Annotated in this window: 14 protein-coding genes, 1 pseudogene and 1 riboswitch; of the genes and pseudogenes, 11 read left to right on the plus strand and 4 right to left on the minus strand. The window is 66.7% G+C overall.

The features are described from left to right. Positions 1 to 117: 117 nt before the first annotated feature. The 4 genes from VIK36_RS19925 (at position 118) to VIK36_RS19940 (ending at position 4,837) form a co-directional block, all read left to right on the plus strand. A complete protein-coding gene (locus VIK36_RS19925; protein WP_324643347.1) occupies positions 118 to 651 on the plus strand; it encodes a low molecular weight protein-tyrosine-phosphatase in 534 nt (177 codons plus the stop codon). 72 nt (positions 652 to 723) lie between these two features. Beyond that, positions 724 to 1,275 (plus strand): DUF2231 domain-containing protein, encoded by a 552-nt coding sequence (locus VIK36_RS19930; protein WP_324643349.1) that lies wholly within the window; start codon positions 724 to 726, stop codon positions 1,273 to 1,275. A gap of 33 nt (positions 1,276 to 1,308) precedes the next feature. Further along, a complete protein-coding gene (gene pabB, locus VIK36_RS19935; RefSeq protein ID WP_324643350.1) occupies positions 1,309 to 3,429 on the plus strand; it encodes an aminodeoxychorismate synthase component I in 2,121 nt (706 codons plus the stop codon). A 142-nt stretch (positions 3,430 to 3,571) separates the two neighbouring features. Continuing rightward, positions 3,572 to 4,837, plus strand: a complete 1,266-nt coding sequence (locus VIK36_RS19940; protein ID WP_324643351.1) for a multidrug effflux MFS transporter — start codon at positions 3,572 to 3,574, stop codon at positions 4,835 to 4,837. 48 nt (positions 4,838 to 4,885) lie between these two features. On the opposite strand, the gene cls is transcribed toward VIK36_RS19940, so the two are convergent. After that, positions 4,886 to 6,361 carry a cardiolipin synthase gene (gene cls, locus VIK36_RS19945; protein ID WP_420716229.1) on the minus strand — a complete coding sequence of 492 codons (1,476 nt, stop codon included), beginning with the start codon at positions 6,359 to 6,361 and terminating at the stop codon, positions 4,886 to 4,888. Between the two features lie 94 nt (positions 6,362 to 6,455). Here cls and VIK36_RS19950 point away from each other — a divergent pair, with 94 nt between their 5' ends. Together VIK36_RS19950 and VIK36_RS19955 are read left to right on the plus strand one after the other, a co-directional pair. Next, entirely contained in the window at positions 6,456 to 7,382 is a 927-nt protein-coding gene (locus VIK36_RS19950) for an aminodeoxychorismate lyase (protein ID WP_324643352.1), read from the plus strand. Positions 7,383 to 7,441: 59 nt separating this feature from the next. Beyond that, positions 7,442 to 7,906 carry a pyridoxamine 5'-phosphate oxidase family protein gene (locus VIK36_RS19955; protein ID WP_159630188.1) on the plus strand — a complete coding sequence of 155 codons (465 nt, stop codon included), beginning with the start codon at positions 7,442 to 7,444 and terminating at the stop codon, positions 7,904 to 7,906. Between the two features lie 40 nt (positions 7,907 to 7,946). Here VIK36_RS19955 and VIK36_RS19960 read toward each other — a convergent pair whose 3' ends face one another. Then, on the minus strand, positions 7,947 to 8,651 hold the full coding sequence (locus VIK36_RS19960; RefSeq protein WP_324643353.1) for a TetR/AcrR family transcriptional regulator C-terminal domain-containing protein: 705 nt from the start codon (positions 8,649 to 8,651) through the stop codon (positions 7,947 to 7,949). A gap of 221 nt (positions 8,652 to 8,872) precedes the next feature. Here VIK36_RS19960 and VIK36_RS19965 point away from each other — a divergent pair, with 221 nt between their 5' ends. Then, complete coding sequence (locus tag VIK36_RS19965; protein ID WP_324643354.1) at positions 8,873 to 9,127, plus strand: hypothetical protein; 255 nt, start codon at positions 8,873 to 8,875, stop codon at positions 9,125 to 9,127. A gap of 132 nt (positions 9,128 to 9,259) precedes the next feature. Here the strand turns inward: VIK36_RS19965 and opgC are convergent, their stop codons facing one another. Continuing rightward, positions 9,260 to 11,728 (minus strand): OpgC domain-containing protein, encoded by a 2,469-nt coding sequence (gene opgC / locus VIK36_RS19970; protein WP_324643355.1) that lies wholly within the window; start codon positions 11,726 to 11,728, stop codon positions 9,260 to 9,262. Between the two features lie 169 nt (positions 11,729 to 11,897). Beyond that, positions 11,898 to 12,013, plus strand: a riboswitch (SAM riboswitch). Between the two features lie 13 nt (positions 12,014 to 12,026). Here opgC and VIK36_RS19975 point away from each other — a divergent pair. The 4 genes and pseudogenes from VIK36_RS19975 (at position 12,027) to VIK36_RS19990 (ending at position 15,582) form a co-directional block, all read left to right on the plus strand. Then, positions 12,027 to 12,302: a DUF1737 domain-containing protein gene (locus VIK36_RS19975; protein WP_324643356.1), complete on the plus strand. Its 276-nt coding sequence runs from the start codon at positions 12,027 to 12,029 to the stop codon at positions 12,300 to 12,302. Continuing rightward, the gene (locus tag VIK36_RS19980; RefSeq protein WP_224023473.1) at positions 12,299 to 12,709 is read left to right on the plus strand and encodes a rhodanese-like domain-containing protein; all 411 of its coding nucleotides are present in this window, start codon (positions 12,299 to 12,301) and stop codon (positions 12,707 to 12,709) included. Before VIK36_RS19975 ends, VIK36_RS19980 begins: the two co-directional genes overlap by 4 nt. Continuing rightward, a complete protein-coding gene (locus VIK36_RS19985) occupies positions 12,710 to 13,918 on the plus strand; it encodes an O-succinylhomoserine sulfhydrylase (RefSeq protein ID WP_255173539.1) in 1,209 nt (402 codons plus the stop codon). A 246-nt stretch (positions 13,919 to 14,164) separates the two neighbouring features. Continuing rightward, positions 14,165 to 15,582: pseudogene (locus VIK36_RS19990) on the plus strand (DUF222 domain-containing protein). A 69-nt stretch (positions 15,583 to 15,651) separates the two neighbouring features. On the opposite strand, the gene VIK36_RS19995 reads toward VIK36_RS19990, so the two are convergent. Continuing rightward, on the minus strand, positions 15,652 to 16,878 hold the full coding sequence (locus VIK36_RS19995; RefSeq protein WP_255173541.1) for a glutamate--cysteine ligase: 1,227 nt from the start codon (positions 16,876 to 16,878) through the stop codon (positions 15,652 to 15,654). Positions 16,879 to 16,911: the final 33 nt, after the last annotated feature.

The raw sequence follows: 16,911 nt of genomic DNA on the forward strand, positions 1-16,911 counted from the left end.
CTTTACGCCAATGTGTAGGTACCCTTTTCACGCCCAGTAATGCTTCTTTACAAGCCCGTAAATCTTTGTGAACAGGCGGCTAGCCAAAGGTGATGGGAAGCGCGCATGCTTAGTTCCATGACCTCAACGTCGAGCGCATACCGCGTCATCACTGTCTGCACGGGTAACATCTGCCGGTCCCCCATGGCCGAGCTCATGCTCCAGGCAGCGCTCGAACGCGAGGGCCTGGAGGGGCTGGTGGAGGTGGATTCCGCAGGCACCACCGGATACGAGGCCGGCCGGCCCATCGATCCCCGCGCCGCACGCCGCCTCGCAGTGACGCAACTGGCATCGGAACGCCACGTGGCCCGGGAGTGGGCGCCGGAGTGGTTCCGCGAGCGCGACCTGATCCTGGCCCTGGACATTGACCACTACGCCTGGCTCAGCGAAGCCGCACCGGACCAGGAGTCCGTGGACAAGATCCGGATGCTCCGCAGCTTCGATCCCGCCATGGCCGGGAGGGACCGGCTGGAGCAGGGCATCGAGGACCCCTGGTACGGCGGGCATGCGGATTTCGACGCCGTCTGGCACCAGATCCACACGGCGCTGCCGGGCCTGGTCCGGCACATCAAGGCAGCGGTCCTGCAGAACACGCAGCTTCAGCCGCACTAGCAGCTTCCAGGCGCAATAACGGCGCAGGAAAACATGGTGCAATCCGGCAGCGCCTGGAGTATTTTGTGCTGCATGCACGCCGCACCCAGCACCGGCAGGTACACACGGCTCCTTGGCACCCTTGAGGAAGCAAAACCCCTGGACGTTGCCGTCAGGGCCGCAGAACCGCTGGCGTCCCGCCTCATGGCGCAGCCCAACATCGCCCGCCTGGTCCGCGGCGACACCACGGGGATTCCGCTGCACACCATCCTTACCGACGCCCCCTTTGGCGCCTGGTGGTCGGCGGTGTTCCTGGATTTCTTTGATGACCAGGCGTCCCGCCGCTCCGCCCAGCGGCTGGTGGCCCTCGGCGTCATCACCGCCGTTCCCACCGCCCTGTCCGGCTGGGCAACCTGGTCCGGCAAGGACCGCGCCCTGAAGCGCGTCGGGATTGTGCACGCCGCCGCCAACGCGGCAGCCACCCTGGTGTTCGTCGCCTCCTGGCGGGCCCGGTCCCGCGGCAACCACCGGCGGGGTGTGCGGCTGGCGCGGACGGGGGCCGTCCTGCTGCTGGTGAGCGGGTTCCTGGGCGGCCACCTCAGCAGCGGCCGTCACGCCTCACGGCAGCGCGTCATTCATGGATGAAAGCGGCCAACGGAAAACGGTACGCTCTAGTCCATGAGCCCAGCCCCCGTCATCATCGCCGTCGACGGGCGCTCCGGCGCAGGGAAGACCACCCTCGCCGTCGAACTCGCGGCCCGGCTCCGCGCCCATCACAAGGTGTCCCTGTTCCACCTTGAGGACATCTACCCGGGGTGGGATGGGCTGGCGGCAGGCGTGGAACGCTATGTCAGCACGGTCCTCGCGCCGCTGAGCCGTGGCGAGGCCGCCACCTGGACCAGCTGGGACTGGGAGAACCATTACGACGGCGACTCCCGGGTCACGCTGCCCGCGGAGATCGTCATCGTGGAGGGAGTGGGGGCCGCCGCGGAGGCTGCCCGGCCCATGCTTGGCGCCGTCATCTGGGCCGAGTCTCCGGACGACGTCCGCCGGACCCGGGCTTTGGGCCGCGACGGTGAAACCTACGAGCCGTACTGGGACCAGTGGGCCGCCCAGGAAGAAGAGTGGCTGGGCCGGGACGACGTCCCCGCCCACGCAGACCTTCGCGTCCAGAACCTCGCTGACGGGTCAGCTCCGGCGGACCTCCTGAAGCTCCTCCCCTGCCTGCCGGCCCTGGCGCCTGCCTTGGCCCCGGAACTGTCCACACGCCGCGGCCTGCGGCTCCATGCCGAGCGACTTGACGCCCTCCCGGACGCACCGGCACTGTTCCAGTCGCTGTACGGACGGTCGGCCAATGCCGTTTGGCTGGATTCCTCCAACGCTGACACCGCCCTGGGCGGCACCGGACAGGCCGGCCGTGGAGAAAACAGCGAAGACCCGGCGGCCCGGACTGCTGCGGAGCGCAGCAGGTTCAGCATCATGGCGGACGACGCCGGCACCTTCGGACAGTTCGTGAAGCACCGTTCGGGGGTGAGCCTGATCAGCACGGGCTCCTCCACTGCCAAGGTCCCCGGCCCCTTCTTCCGTTGGCTGGACACCGTCTGGGGCCGCCGGGCCGTACGCACCCCGGACGGCTATCCCTGTGATTTCACCCTGGGCTGGCTCGGCTGCCTGGGTTACGAGCTGAAGCGCGAAACGGGCGGGAGCGACCTGTCCGCGCCCACCCCGGACGCTGCCCTGATCTTCGCCGGCCGGGCCGTGGTCCTGGACCATGCCGAAGGCGCCGCCTGGCTCCTGGCTCTGGAGGCCCCCGACTCCGTGGAGTGGCTGGCGCAGGCCAGGGCAGCAGTGGAAGCCGCCAACAGCGGGGCACGGCCGCCGTCGGATGGCCCGGCAGCGCAAGCCGGCGGCAGCACCGGCGTCGCGCCTTCCACAGCCCCGTCCTTCCGCAGCCGGGACACGGGTGCGCGGTACCGGGAGAAGATCACCGCCGCCCAGCACCAAATCACCCAGGGAAACACGTATGAGGTTTGCCTGACCACCACGCTCGAAGCCAGCGTGCAGGCAACGTCGGTGGATCCATGGACCACCTACCTGGCGCTGCGCCGGAGGAACCCGGCCCCGTTTGCCAGCTACCTCCGGCTGGGAAACCTTGCCGTGGCCAGCACCTCGCCCGAGCGGTTCCTGAAGATCGCGTCCGACGGCGGCATGCGCGCCGAACCGATCAAGGGAACCCGGCGCCGTGCTGCTGACGCTCAGGAGGACAAGCGGTTGCGCGAGGACCTGGCCACGTCCCTGAAGGACAGGGCCGAGAACATCATGATCGTGGACCTGCTGCGCAACGACCTCAGCCATTTCGCGGAGCCCGGTTCCGTGACGGTCAGCCGGCTCTGCGCGATCGAGAGCTATGCCACCGTCCACCAGATGGTCAGCACCATTGACGCCCGACTCCTCCCGGGCGCACCGCGGGCCGAGGCAGTCGCTGCGTGCTTCCCGGCAGGCTCCATGACCGGCGCCCCCAAGATCAGCACCATGGCCATCCTGGACCAGCTGGAGGCAGGGCCGCGCGGGCTGTACTCGGGGGCCATCGGCTACTTCTCACTCAACGCGGCGGCCGACCTCGCCGTCGCCATCAGGACATTGGTGATCAGCACCGCCGGCGACGGAACGGCTGAACTCTCGCTCGGCGTCGGCGGTGCCATCACCTCGGACTCCGTTCCGGACGACGAATACGACGAAATCCGGACCAAGGCCTACGGGGTCCTCTCCACCTTGGGCGCCGCTTTCCCCGACGACTGACGCATCGGCTCGTTGGGGCATCCACTCCGCGGACGCCCGTTTAGGAAGACGCCCCCGGGGGTACGCCCCTGACCTAGCTGAACCGCCCAAGCCAGGCGGCGGACCCATCCCTGGGTGCTTCAACACAAGTTAGGTATGCCGCGTGACGGAACCGTCCCCTCCCCAGAACAGCAAGGCACCGCGCAGCGTCAAGTACGTTCTCATGCTTGGCGCCCTGGCCGCGCTCCCCGCCCTCACCACGGACATGTACCTGCCCTCGCTGCCCGCCGTCGAGGCCGACCTCCACACCACCCAGACCGCTGTCCAGCTGACGTTGTCCGGAACCCTGGTGGGCGGCGGAATCGGCCAGCTGGTGATCGGTCCGTTCTCGGACCGGTTCGGCCGGCGGCTTCCGCTGCTCATCGGCATCTCGCTGCACGTAGCCATCTCGCTGCTGTGTTCCCTGACGCCGAACATCGAAACGCTGACAGGGCTGCGCGTGCTGCAGGGCTTCTTCAACGCCGCCGCTGCCGTGGTGGCACTCGCGGTGATCCGCGACCGCTTCGTCGGCTCCGACGCCGCCCGGCTGCTGTCGCGGCTGATGCTGGTCATCGGTGTGGCTCCGCTCCTGGCCCCCACCGTGGGCCAGGCCATCGCCGGGCTCTGGAACTGGCGCGCTGTCTTCTATGCACTGGCGCTCATCGGGGTGGTCCTGGTGGCAATTGTCTGGAAGTTCATGCCGGAAACGCTGCCCGGGGACAGCCGCAGCCCGGGCCACCCGCGGCACGTGGCGGCCGCCTACTGGGTGCTGCTGCGGGACAGGCACTTCATGGCGCTGGCCGTCATCCCCGGACTGGGGCTGGCCCTGATCATGAGTTACGTGGTGGGTTCGCCCTTCGTCTTCCAAAACGAGTACGGCCTCACCGCCCAGCAGTTCGCCCTCGTGTTCGCCCTGAACGGCGCCGCGCTTGTCCTTTCGGCCCAGCTCAACGCCGCCCTGGTCCGGAAGTTCCCGCCCGTCCGCCTCCTGCGCACCGCCCTCCTGGTCCAGTTGAGCCTGGCCCTGGTGCTGCTCGGCGTGGTGGCCACGGGTGCCGGCGGCGCGGTGGGCCTGGTGGCCGGCCTGTGGCTGGTCCTGTCAGCCCAGGGCATGATCCCGGCCAACGCCTCAGTGCTCGCGCTGCACAACTACGGCCACATGGCGGGAACGGCGGCGGCTGTCATCGGAGCCCTGCAGTCCGGGGTCGCCGGACTGGTGAGCCCCCTGGTTGGACTCCTGGGCGGGAATTCCCTGTCGATGGTCAGCGTCATGATTGGCAGCTGCACCGTGGCGGTGCTCGTGCTGGCCCTGGGAACCCCTGCCTACCGCAAGGGCGGCTGGCCTGAGCACGCCGGGCACGACGACGGGCAGCGGGTCAGTGCGGACTGACTGATTCGCTGGGCCAGCGAAGTGCGGAGCCCGCCGCTGTTGGCAGGGTTACTGAACAGTGGCCGTCAGCCGGGCAACGTTGTCCACGTACCGGGCAGCGAGCGGCCGGTTGAGCCAGTCCGCCAGCTTGAGCTCATGGGAGATGTCCCGGTAGGTATCCTCCACCGCCCGCATCTTGTTCACGATGTCCTCACCCAGCAGCATCACTGACACCTCCAGGTTCAGAGAGAAGGACCGCATGTCCATGTTGCTGGACCCCAGGACGGCTACCTCATCGTCGATGGTGAAGTGCTTGGCGTGGAGCACGAACGGGGCCTTGTACAGGTAGATCCGGACCCCGGCTTCCAGGAGCGCCTCATAGTAGGACCGCTGGGCATGGTGGACCAGGAACTGGTCCCCCTTCTCCGAGACGAACAGTTCCACGTCCACGCCTCGCTGGGCCGCCGTGGTGATGGCGTAGAGCAGTGAATCGTCCGGCACAAAGTAGGGGCTGCAAATGGAGATGCGGTGTTGGGCCGAATAGATGAGTGTGTTGAAGAGCCGGAGGTTGTTCTCCGTGATGAAGCCGGGGCCGCTGGGCACCACCTGGGCCGTGACGTGGCCGGGTTCGGGGTTCGACGGGAGCTGCAGCTGGTGCTCCAGGGATTCGTCGGTCTCGGTCAGCCAGTCGGTGGCGAAGACGACGTTCAGGGTGGTCACGATGGGGCCGCGCAGGCACGCCATCAGTTCCACCCATTCGCGGCCTGCCTTGCGGTGCCGCGGGTTGTTGTAGGAGGGTTCGATCAGGTTCTGCGAGCCCGTGAAGGCGACTTCGCCGTCCACCACCAGGATTTTGCGGTGGTTGCGCAGGTCCGGGCGGCGCCACTGGCCGTGGATGGGCAGCAGCGGCAGCATGCGCTTCCACTGGATCTTGCCAGCGCGGAGACGGTTGAGCAGCTTCCTGTACCCCTTGATGCGCAGCGTTCCGATGTGGTCGAACAGGAGCCGCACCTCCACTCCCCGTTCGGCGGCCTCTTCCATGGCGGTGAGCAGGTCGTTGGTGACGTGGTCCGAACTCATGATGTAGAACTCGGCGTTGACGAACTTTTTCGCCTTCCGCACGGCCTTGGTCATTTCCAGGATGGAATCCGGATAGCCAGGGATCAGGTCAACAGAGTTTCCGTCCACCATGGGCAGCGAGCCCAGGGTGCGGTTGAGCTCAGCGGCGGACTTCACCCACTCAGGGCCGGGGTAGTCACTTTCCACATCCGAGAGTGCGGTGATGCCCGCCTGGACGCGCTCGTTGACCAGCTGCTGCTGTGCCCGCCGGCGGCTGGACAAGCGGAAATTGCCGAACAGCAGGAACAGGACGATGCCCACGAACGGAATGAAGAAGATACCCAGCAGCCAGGCCATGGCGGTGGTGGGGCGCCGGTTGCCGGGGATGATGCCCAGCGCAAGGATCCTGATGGCCAGGTCGGCGAAGCCCAGGAGCACCACCACCCATGTGGGCGCGGTGCCGGCAAGCGAAAAAGGCCACAACACGTCTAAAACCCCCGGGGAGATTGGGCTCCGGAGGACGGCTTCCGGCCGGTGCACTCTGCCCAGCTTATCCGCGGTCCAGCACTAAGCTGGTGCCATGACCTCTCCAGCACCCGTGGTTCTCGCCTTCCTCGATCCTGCTTTCCCCGACGGCAGGGTGGCCGATGCCGCCAAACCCCAGTTGCTGGTCACGGATCTGGGGGTCACGCGGGGCGACGGCGTCTTCGAAACCATGCTGGCCGTGGGTGGAACGGTACGGAAGATGCAGGCGCACCTGGACCGGCTTGCGGGCTCCGCCGCGGCGCTGGACCTGGCCATCCCGGACCAGGACGCGTGGCGGCGCGTTATTGCCGCTGCGGTGGACCGGTTCCGGTCCGAGAACCCGCCGGCTGACCCGGCCGCCGATGAACTGGTGGTCAAACTGGTGGTCACCCGCGGCGTTGAAGGCGAGGCGCCCACGGCCTGGGTGCAGGCGGCGCCGGCCGGGGCTGCCGGCCGCAGGCAGCGTGAAACGGGCATCGACGTCATCCTCCTTGACCGGGGTTACGACAGTGACGTGGCCGAACGGGCACCCTGGCTGCTCCTCGGCGCCAAGACCCTTTCCTACGCCGTCAACATGGCAGCGTTGCGCCATGCCCACAAACAAGGCGCCGACGACGTCATCTTCCTGTCCTCCGACGGCCGCGTGCTGGAGGGCCCCACGTCCACGGTGCTGCTTGCGCATGTGGAGCAGTCCGACGACGGCACAACAGTGAAGCGCCTCATCACTCCCCAGCTGGACAGCGGCATCCTGGCCGGGACCTCCCAGGGTGCCCTCTTCGCAGCCGCCAAGGCGGCGGGCTGGGAACTGGGCTATGGTCCGCTGGAGCCCAGGGACCTCATGGACGCGGATGCGGTCTGGCTGATCTCCAGTGTCCGCCTGCTGGCGCCCGTGAACCGGATCGACGGCAAGGAAATCGGCACCCCGTCGGTCCAGAAGGAACTGACCGCCGAGTTGAGCGGACTTTTCGCCGGCATCCACTAGGCCGCAACAAGCGGCGCAATCCCTTTTCCCACTCCCGCATCACCCGTAAGGTGTGGACCATGGACTCGCGAAACCTGCCGATTGAAAACCTGTCCTTCGACGACTGCTGGGAACTCCTCGACAATGACGCGGTGGGCAGGCTGGCCATCGTGGTGGACGAACATCCCGAGATCTTCCCCGTGAACTACGCTGTGCACCTGCGCAGCATCGTCTTCCGCACCGCACCCGGTTCAAAGCTTTGGGGCGCCCGGATGGAACGGCCGGCAGCACTGGAGATAGACGGCTACGACCCCGCCTCGGAACAAGCCTGGAGCGTAGTGGTGCGCGGCGAAACGGAGATCATCGAGGACCAGGGAGTGAAGGATGCAGTGGATGCACTCGGCCTGGAACCGTGGCAGCCGGGCGAAAAAGCCCACTACGTCCGGCTGAACGCCAAAGCCCTGACCGGACGCCGGTTCCGCGTAAACCGGCCGGACATCTGGAACACCCGCCTGCAGGACCGGCGCCGGGCATCCTTCGAATAGCGCCACCCGGGTAATCCGGCCTCCACAAGGCCACGGAGCGTCAGGCGGCGGGCCCTGCAGCCTGCCGTGACATCTGTGCTTCCAGCCCGGACAGCAGGATGCCAAGTCCCTGGTCAAGCTCCGCCTCGCCGTCGTACTCAGACAGGGCGGGAGCAAGGGCACGCAGCCTGGGGAACTCCTTGGCCGGCAGGCGGTGGAGCCCCAGGCGCAACAGCGCCTCGTTCTCTTCCGGATCCACGACATACTCCTGCAGTTCGTTCAGGATGTGCCCGTAGAGGAAGCCGTAGTAGGCGCGGTAGACGTGGAGCGCATCGGCCGGCGAGAATCCCGCCGCGCCCAGCAGGGACAGGATCTGTTCCAGGGGCCGCAGCGTGCCCAGGGGGCGCAGGCCCAGAGGCGTGGAAAGGGGCCGCGTCACCAACAGGGGAACCACATTGGGATGCTGCAGGGCAAGCGTCCGCAGGTTGTGGGCGATGCTCCGCAGCTGCGCTTTCCAGTCCGGGTCCTCCGGATGAATCGGAAGCTGGTTGAGCACCAGCTCAGAAACCCCGTCCAGCAGCGCGGCGCGGTTCTCGGCGTAGCGGTACAGGCTCATCGGGTCCCGGCCAAGCTCCTGCCCCAGGCGGCGCATGGTCAGTGCATCCAGTCCTTCGGCATCAACCAGTTCCAAGGCCTTGGCCAGCACAATGTCCCTGCTCAGCCTCGTTTTGGCCTGCCCTGGCTGGGAACTGTTGGCAGAAGTCATCAATAAGTCCTCACTGGCGGCCCTCGTCCCGAAGTAACTGGGACGGTTGCCTCATATCTGGTCTACAGGTAAAGTCTACATCGTAGACAAGATGAACTCTTCAGCTTTTCGGGACCTCTCAGGAAAGCGACTACATAATCCTTTGCCACCTTGTGCAGGGCATCGAGGTTCGCCGCTGGAGCCTACCGGCGGCACCACGGCACCGAGCGAAGGGACGCCTCATGGCCAATTCGCAGTTTGATCTTTTCCTCCACGAAGCCACCTACGCAGACCACGCCTCCGACACCAACCTGGACCGCGACCGCCTCTACGGGCTGTACACCAGCTGGTGCTTCGTTAACGAACAGCCCACCGGCACCGAGTCCAGTTTCTGGGCTGCCATGAAACACAAAGTCTCGGCCCGCCACAACGGCCTGCGCATGAGAGGGCCTGCTGCTGCGGACTACATCCTCAGCAGCTACCCGCGACTCGTCTAGGCTGTTTACGGGCTTCCAAACGGACCCCAGGACAACCAGCGGCGAACGATGACATGCTGCGGCACTTTTGTGCCGCAGCATTTCATGTCCGGACGCCCCCACCGGCAACCGGAGTCCGCGCCTGGGAGATCCCTAGGTGGGGATGATCCGGAAAAGGAACCTGGTGCGGACCATCACCCACAACAGGCCCAGGACCACGGCGTAGGCAGCGGTGTTGAGGAAAATGCTCTGCTGCTGGAGCGCCGGGATGTTTGTGACGACGGCGATCAGCACCACATGCATGATGAACACATAGAGCGTGGCGCGGCCCAGCGGAATCAGGAACCAGCCCAGGGCCCGCTCCACCGGTTTCCAGTAAGCGCTGAGGAACGCATAGGCGGCCACCACCAGGACCAGGACGTTGAACAGGCGGCCGGGCGCCACGTAGGTCCGGCCGAAGAGTGCGTCATACATGGTCCGGTAGGAGGCGTCCGGCATGAGCGCCAGGCGGACGTCGTAGTTGTTGGCCAGATACGGATTGCCCCAGGACAGGAAGGCCAGCGCAAACGCTGCCACAGTGCAGGCCGCCACCACCCAGGTATGGGCCGACAACCAGGCAACGATGCTGCGGCGGTAGTAGCCAACCACCAGCCCGAGCACAAAAAGCACCTGCCAGACCAGCAGGGGGAACGAGTCCTCAAACTGGGAGGGCAGGATCCTGAACCGGGTCACGGCGCCCACGGCGTACACGGCGAGCGTCGCCAGCAAGACCCAGACGGCCTTGCCGCGGTTCAGCGCCGCAAGGATCAGCGGGCTGGCCAGCAGGAGCACCACGTACAGGCCCATGACGTTGAACTGCCAGGGACCGAACTGCAGCAGCACGATGGCCGGCAGCACCTGCGGCGGCACGGGGAACTGGAACAGCGATGACATGCCGGCATAGAGGTCGTAGGTCCGGCCGGCACCACCGTGTCCCGCCCCGCCGGTCCCCTGGTCCACGAACGTGGTCAGGGCCTCGGTGTGGAAGAACGGGAGCAGGGAAAGAAGGAAGACGCCGATCAGCACGGCCAGCGCAGTCACGTACAGCTTCCCGGCACGGCGGGATGTCAGGTCCACCACCCGGCCGAAGTCCTGCTTGGCTTTGGGCCCGTACACCATGCCGACCACCAGGCCGGAGAACAGCACGAAGAGCTCCGCGCCTGACACGAAGCCCACCGCCTCCTGGGTGAGCAGCTGGAACAGTGAGGCCATGCCCAGGTGATTGACCACCACAAAGACAATGGCCAGTCCGCGCAGCAGGTCCACCCGCGAATCCCTGGTGGAAGGGTCCTGGTAGCTCCAGGACGTGGCGGTGTTGATCCGGCGGGGAACCTGCCACAGGGCCACCAGGAGGATGATCATGGCGGCACCAACGGTCCAGGGGGCGGCGCCGGAAAGCGTGTTGGCCCGCACGAAGGTGCCTGTGGACGCCACATCCGTGACAGGTCCGGTGACCATCGGCGATGCCTTCAGCCTGTCCAGGGCGGCCTTGGCAATATCCGGGCTTCCCGTGAGCAGCCAGCTGATGCTTGCCACGCCGGTATCCCGCGTGCTGGTCCGTTCGTCCCACACCACGGCGGCCGTCCCGGCGAAAGCGGGTGACGTGGCAGTGGCCACCACCTGGTCCCACCAGCCCGTCTTGATGTCCGCCTCGGGTGCCCCACCGGACGCAGGGCTGTAGAAGGCCGAGGTCTGGAGGAGGAATGGCTTTTTGCGTCCCTCGGCGTAGGTGCCGTAGAAGTTTTCGCTGCCGGATGCCGTCAGCATCTCCTGGAGTTCACCGGGACGCGGCGTGGTGTTGACGGCGGCCCCGCCGGAAGTGTCGTCGTGATAGGCGGTCAGGCCCACCCAGTCCACGGCGTCATCGCCGGGGTAATAGGGAGCATAGGCGCTGTCGCTTCCGTTCCAGGCCCCGTCCCCATTCGTATCCAGGAGGGAGAACCCCTCGCTTCCCGGCTCCGGGGCATTCCGGTTCCGTTCAAAGGGGTAGTCCTTGCCCAGGTAGGGCGCCCACACCATGGCGGCCCGGCCGCCGTCGTACTTCTTGAAGGCTGCCGCCACGGCCTGGAAGGCCTGCCGGTACGTGGCCGGCTGCTGGCCCCATGCCACCCAGCCGGTATTCATATCGGGGGCGAACCGGACCAGCAGTTGGCCTTTGAACCCCGACGCCAGGTCGCGCACTTGTGCTGCGAACGCTTCCGCCTCGGCCGTGCCGAGCTGGTCCAGGGGCACCGACGGCTTCACCGTGAGCAGGGCGTGGGCGCCTTTGGCAGCAGTCTGCTGCAGGAAGCCGTCCATGTCGTTCCGCTCCGATTCGCGGTAGGGAATGGTGATGTCATGGCCGAAGACGGCAGGGCTGGCGCCCAGCCGGTCACTGAAGCCCGCAGCCGTATCCTCACCCCACTCGAGGACCGCCCCCAGCCAGGGCTTGCCCTTGTCCGGTGCAGCAGGCGCGGCGTGCGCCGGTCCGGCCGGGACCACCAGGGCCAGGAGGGCGATGATGGCCGCGGCGAAAAAGGCTGCGATGGAACGCGGACGGTTCCGCCGGATGGCGGCGTGGTGGTGCGATACGTGTGCCCGCATGCTGACAAGGACCCCCCGGTACTCATTGCTCTGGATACGGGGCGGCGCCCCCCGGTAAGAACTTTATCGGCCCGCGGGCATTACCCGTGCCGTGTCGCGGACGGCTCAATTACGGAACATGACGACGGCGGCGATGCGGCGGGGCGCGGCAGGTGTTACGTTTTTGGGGAGTAATGAGTACCGGTGCAAAGCCCTGACTTGCCGGTCGGCAACCCTCCCTTTCGCGGCGGGGTGCCTCAGGTGAATACTCGGCATATCGACCGATTCGAGCTGCAAGCGTGAAAGAAGGAGATCCGTCGTGTCCGACGCACCCGCCCCTGACGAAAAACTGTCCTACCGCCTGATTACCGGCGCGGACAACCGTGAATTCTGTGAGCGGATCTCCGCTGCACTCGCCGACGGCTATGTCCTGCACGGCAGCCCGGCGGCAACCTTCAACGGCACCACCGTCATCGTTGCGCAGGCAATCGTCCTTCCGGCCGCCATCGCCTCAGCTGATGCCGCCGTGGCGACCGCCGTGGACCAGCATGATGCCGAATTTGAGGGCGAGTTCGACGGCGAGGGTCACGCATGAGCTACGCCGGAGACCTGACGCCGCAGGAAGCCTGGGCCAAGCTGGAGCAGGGCGCCATCCTGGTGGACGTCCGCACCGAGGGCGAATGGGCCCACATCGGCATCCCGGACACCAAAGCCACGGACAACGATCCCCTGTTCATCCAGTGGACCTTTCCCGGCGGTATCCCCAACCCCGACTTCGTCAAGGACCTGCAGGAGCAGGCGCCGGAGGATCCCCACGCGGAACTGCTGTTCCTGTGCCGTTCCGGCCAGCGGTCCATCGCGGCCGCAACTGCCGCCACCCAGGCCGGCTTCACCGCGTACAGCGTGCTGGAGGGCTTCGAAGGCGAGCCCGACCGCTACGGCGAGCGGACCGTCAATGGCTGGAAGAACCGCGGCCTCCCCACCAACCTCGGAAAGAACTAAGTGGCCTTCAACCCAGACGCCCCCGGCTGGAACCCCGACACCCAGGCAGTCCGCGGAGGCCTGGACCGCTCCAACTTCCAGGAAACATCCGAGGCCATCTTCCTGAACTCCGGGTTCGTCTACGAATCAGCCGCGGCAGCTGAACGCGCCTTCACCGGCGAGGACGAGCGCTTTGTCTACTCCCGCTACGGCAACCCGTCCGTGGCCACCTTCCAGGAACGGCTCAGGCTGCTGGAAGGCGCCGAAGCATGCTTCGCGACGGCGTCGGGCATGTCCGCCGTGTTCACCGCGCTGGGTGCCCTGCTGGCTGCCGGTGACCGGGTGGTGGCCGCCCGGTCACTGTTCGGTTCGTGCTTTGTGATCCTGAATGAGATCCTGCCCCGTTGGGGCGTGGAAACGGTCTTCGTGGACGGGCCGGACCTGGACCAGTGGCGCGAAGCCCTGTCCAAGCCCACCACCGCCGTCTTCTTCGAGTCCCCGTCGAACCCCATGCAGGAGATCGTGGACATCGCAGCCGTCAGTGAACTGGCGCATGCGGCCGGGGCCACCGTGGTGGCGGACAACGTCTTTGCCACTCCCCTGCTGCAGCGCTGCGGGGACCTCGGCGCCGACGTGATCGTCTACTCCGGCACCAAGCACATCGACGGGCAGGGCAGGGTGATGGGTGGTGCCATCCTGGGCACCAAGGAATTCATCGACGGACCGGTGAAGCAGCTGATGCGGCACACCGGCCCCGCGCTTTCCGCTTTCAACGCCTGGGTTCTGACCAAGGGCCTGGAGACCATGGGCCTGCGCGTCAACCACTCCTCGGCGACCGCCCTTCGGCTGGCAGAATGGCTGGAGGAACAGCCGGCGGTGGGCTGGGTGAAGTACCCGCTCCTGAAGTCGCACCCGCAGTACGGGCTGGCGGCAAAGCAGATGAGTGCCGGTGGCACGGTCCTTACCTTCGAGCTCGCTCCTTCCGGCGGACGCACGGGCAAGGAAGCGGCGTTTGCGCTGCTGGACGGGCTGCGGATCATCGATATCTCCAACAACCTCGGTGATGCAAAGTCCCTGATCACGCACCCCGCCACCACTACCCACCGGGCGATGGGCCCGGAGGGGCGGGCCGCCATCGGCCTGAGTGACGGCGTGGTCCGGCTCTCGGTGGGGCTCGAGGACCCGGAGGACCTCCTCCGCGACCTGGAGCAGGCGCTGAAGCAGATCTAGCGGCGGCTGGTCCTGCCTGAGTTTCCAGCAGTATGTGGACCCTCTGGCCGGGGGAAATGCGGTATCAAAGTTCAGCTTCGAAGGCGTACGACGGCGTCACGCGCCGGAGTGTGTCACGGTCGCCCCACAGTTGCATGGGTTCCTTGCACCTGAAGTTCCCGAGCCGGCCGCAGGAGGCTCATGCCACCCAAAAAGTAATCCGTGGCGGCCAAATACGATGTCAGTGCCTCGTTGGATGATGTCGGTATGGGAATCAGCGGTGGTGTCGGGGTGGTGCTGGCGTCAATCGATGCCTCTGTTGCCGCCCTCGATTCGCTGAACAGTGAGGACTCTTTCCTTGCTGCCGGGGCCGGTGCTTGTGCCGGTGTGGATGTGTTGCAGCGGCGGTATGAGATCCGTCTGGAACGACTGGAGCTTTTGGCTCGGCTGGAGGCGCAGCTCGCTGCGGTGAAGGCACGGGACGTCGCTGAGGGAGTGGAGTTCCAGCAAGCCGTGACCCCGCCGGACGCCTCCGTGCAGGACCGCACGTACGCGGACATGTCGGTGGTCGAGGAGATCTCCGGAGTCCTGACCATCAGCTCCGGCGCAGCAGGGGCATTGGTGGAGCAGTCACGGCGGATCTGCTCCCTGCCGCCCGTCATGAACGCCTTGGCCGCGGGCGCGATGTCGTGGCAGCACGCCCGCATCATTGCTGACGAAACCGAAGGCCTCACCTCCGGGGGCGCGGCGTCCCTGGTGACGCACTTCTTCGACCCGGCTGCGCCGAACCCGGCCCGGGGTGCCGCCCCCGGCGAACTCGTCCCGTCACGGTTCCGGGCCAAGGTCCGCGGGTGGCGGGAACGCCACCATCCGGAATCGATCGAGAAGCGCCATGCAAAGGGTGTGGCGGATCGGCGGATGGAATACACCCCCGACCGGGATGGCATGGCCTGGATCTCCCTCTACATGCCCGGGGACACCGCGCGCACCATCTGGAACCGGACCACCGCCACCGCCCGCGGACTCCAAGGCCCCGACGAAGAGCCCTCACCCAGCTCCGCCCCGACATCGCAGCATCCCTGCTGCTGGGGGCTGGAACTGCCACTGAACTCAGCGAAGTCCCTACCCCGCGGGCCGACGTCCTGGTCACCGTGCCCGTGTTCGCCCTCCTCGGAGTGACCGACGAACCCGCCGTACTGGACGGCTTCGGACCAATCCCGGCGTCCATGGCCCGCAAACTCGTCGCCGGTGGGGCGGACTCCTTCTACCGGGTCCTCGTCGACCCCCGCGACGGGGCACCACTGGAAATCGGCCGCAAAAACTACCGGCTCACCGCAGCCATCAAACGCTGGATCAGGATGCGCGACACCAAATGCACCTTCCCCGGCTGCACCAACCGCACCCCCGACAACGACACCGACCACCTGCAAGCGTGGGAACACAGCGGCACCACTGGAACCAGTAACTTGGCACAGCTCTGCCCTAAGCACCACCGGCTCAAACACCACAGCAGATGGACACCGGACCGGGCCAACAAGAATGAACCACCCGGCTGGACCTCACCCACGGGACGGCACTACAACGCCGAACACCAGGACTCAGAACCAACCCACTGGCCCCCGGGCATCCTGCCGGCACAACGAAGCCCGCTGGAACAGGTCCTTCTACAGCGCCTCACTACCTAGCACCCGCTTCGCTGCGGCGTCTCTACGCCTGCCGTCTACAAGTCTGCGCGCCTGGCGGCTCTTGCCCCGTCAGGCCTGCCGCACGCGCAGCAGCTCAGGCGTGGCCTCAACGTCCGCAAGGTCCAGGGCATCACGCATGGTCAGGTGGACGGCCTGCCGTACCACGGCGCCGAACCCCATATCCTCCGGCGGCTGGCCCGCCATGGCCTTGTCGCGGGCGCGGCGCTGTTCAGCGGACCCTGTCCCGCGGGCGATGATGTCCTCCACCCCCTGGCGGGCCAATGCGAGCTCGCCCTGTTCGTCAAGGACGGGGGCCAGGTAATCCACCAGGGAACGCACCACATCCGCAGCCGGCGCGGGCCGGAAGTTGCCAAAGTCCAGCAGTTCGCCGCTCAACCCGGCACTGCTGGCCTGCCAGGACGCCATGCGCAGCAGGACAGTGGGGACCGGCGCAGGGTCCACATCGTCCCGCCACTCCCGGCTGGCGGATTCCACGAGTGCCCGGACCAGCACGGCGATGAGTGCGGCGTCCCCGGCACGGAGGCATACGTCCGCAACCCGCACCTCCACCGTGGGGTGGTTGCGGGAGAGCCGGGCGTCGAAATAGAGCATGCCCTCGTCGAGCATGACGCCGCTGTCCAGCAGCCGGGTTACCACCCGGCGGTAGGCAGGGTACGTTCCGTAGATGCCGGCCGGGCCGGCTGTAGGCCAGCGGTTCCAGGCCTGGGTCCGGTAGCTTTCGAAGCCGGTGGGGACGCCGTTCCAGAACGGCGAGTTCGCGCTCAGCGCCGTGAGTACCGCCAGTTTGTCGCGGATACGGTCAAGGACCGCCACCCCTTCCTCCGGCGATTCGATGAAGGTGTGGACGTGGAAACCGCAGGTGAGCTGTTCCTGGGCAGTGAGGCCAAAGCGCTCCAGCATCCTGGCATAGCGCGGGTCAGGCGTGGTGTGGCTGGGCGATGCCACCGGTGAGGTGGCCAGCGCCGCCACCCTGGCACCGTGCTTCCGGGCTGCCTGGTCGGCCAGCGCCCGGCCCGCACGGATCTGTTCCAGCAGGCCGCCGTACTCCCGGCACGGCCGGGTCTGCGTCTCGATCTGCTCAAGCTTGAGCTCGGCACTCAAGCCCATCTCGTCGTCGTAATCCGCCTGGTTGCCGGCATGGCGGCCATCCAGGCCGACGGGAAGGTCGTCTGCTGCCACGCGGTGGCTGGCGAGGAGGGCGTCGGCGAGGGCAAGCGGCTCCCCGGACTCCGGATCAACGATCAGGAGTTCTTCCTCTACGCCGAATGTACGCATACGAATATTCTGCGACAGCAGACGGGCATTGGA

This window comes from Pseudarthrobacter sp. LT1, assembly GCF_035621795.1.
Taxonomy (GTDB): domain Bacteria; phylum Actinomycetota; class Actinomycetes; order Actinomycetales; family Micrococcaceae; genus Arthrobacter.

What these genes read in the sequence shown, in the direction of transcription:
- VIK36_RS19925 (WP_324643347.1), top strand. Translation starts at nt 118, where the DNA reads ATGACCTCAACGTCGAGCGCATACCGCGTCATCACTGTCTGCACGGGT.
- VIK36_RS19930 (WP_324643349.1), top strand. Translation starts at nt 724, where the DNA reads ATGCACGCCGCACCCAGCACCGGCAGGTACACACGGCTCCTTGGCACC.
- pabB (WP_324643350.1), top strand. Translation starts at nt 1,309, where the DNA reads ATGAGCCCAGCCCCCGTCATCATCGCCGTCGACGGGCGCTCCGGCGCA.
- VIK36_RS19950 (WP_324643352.1), top strand. Translation starts at nt 6,456, where the DNA reads ATGACCTCTCCAGCACCCGTGGTTCTCGCCTTCCTCGATCCTGCTTTC.
- VIK36_RS19955 (WP_159630188.1), top strand. Translation starts at nt 7,442, where the DNA reads ATGGACTCGCGAAACCTGCCGATTGAAAACCTGTCCTTCGACGACTGC.
- VIK36_RS19960 (WP_324643353.1), bottom strand. Translation starts at nt 8,651, where the DNA reads ATGACTTCTGCCAACAGTTCCCAGCCAGGGCAGGCCAAAACGAGGCTG.
- VIK36_RS19965 (WP_324643354.1), top strand. Translation starts at nt 8,873, where the DNA reads ATGGCCAATTCGCAGTTTGATCTTTTCCTCCACGAAGCCACCTACGCA.
- opgC (WP_324643355.1), bottom strand. Translation starts at nt 11,728, where the DNA reads ATGCGGGCACACGTATCGCACCACCACGCCGCCATCCGGCGGAACCGT.
- VIK36_RS19980 (WP_224023473.1), top strand. Translation starts at nt 12,299, where the DNA reads ATGAGCTACGCCGGAGACCTGACGCCGCAGGAAGCCTGGGCCAAGCTG.
- VIK36_RS19995 (WP_255173541.1), bottom strand. Translation starts at nt 16,878, where the DNA reads ATGCGTACATTCGGCGTAGAGGAAGAACTCCTGATCGTTGATCCGGAG.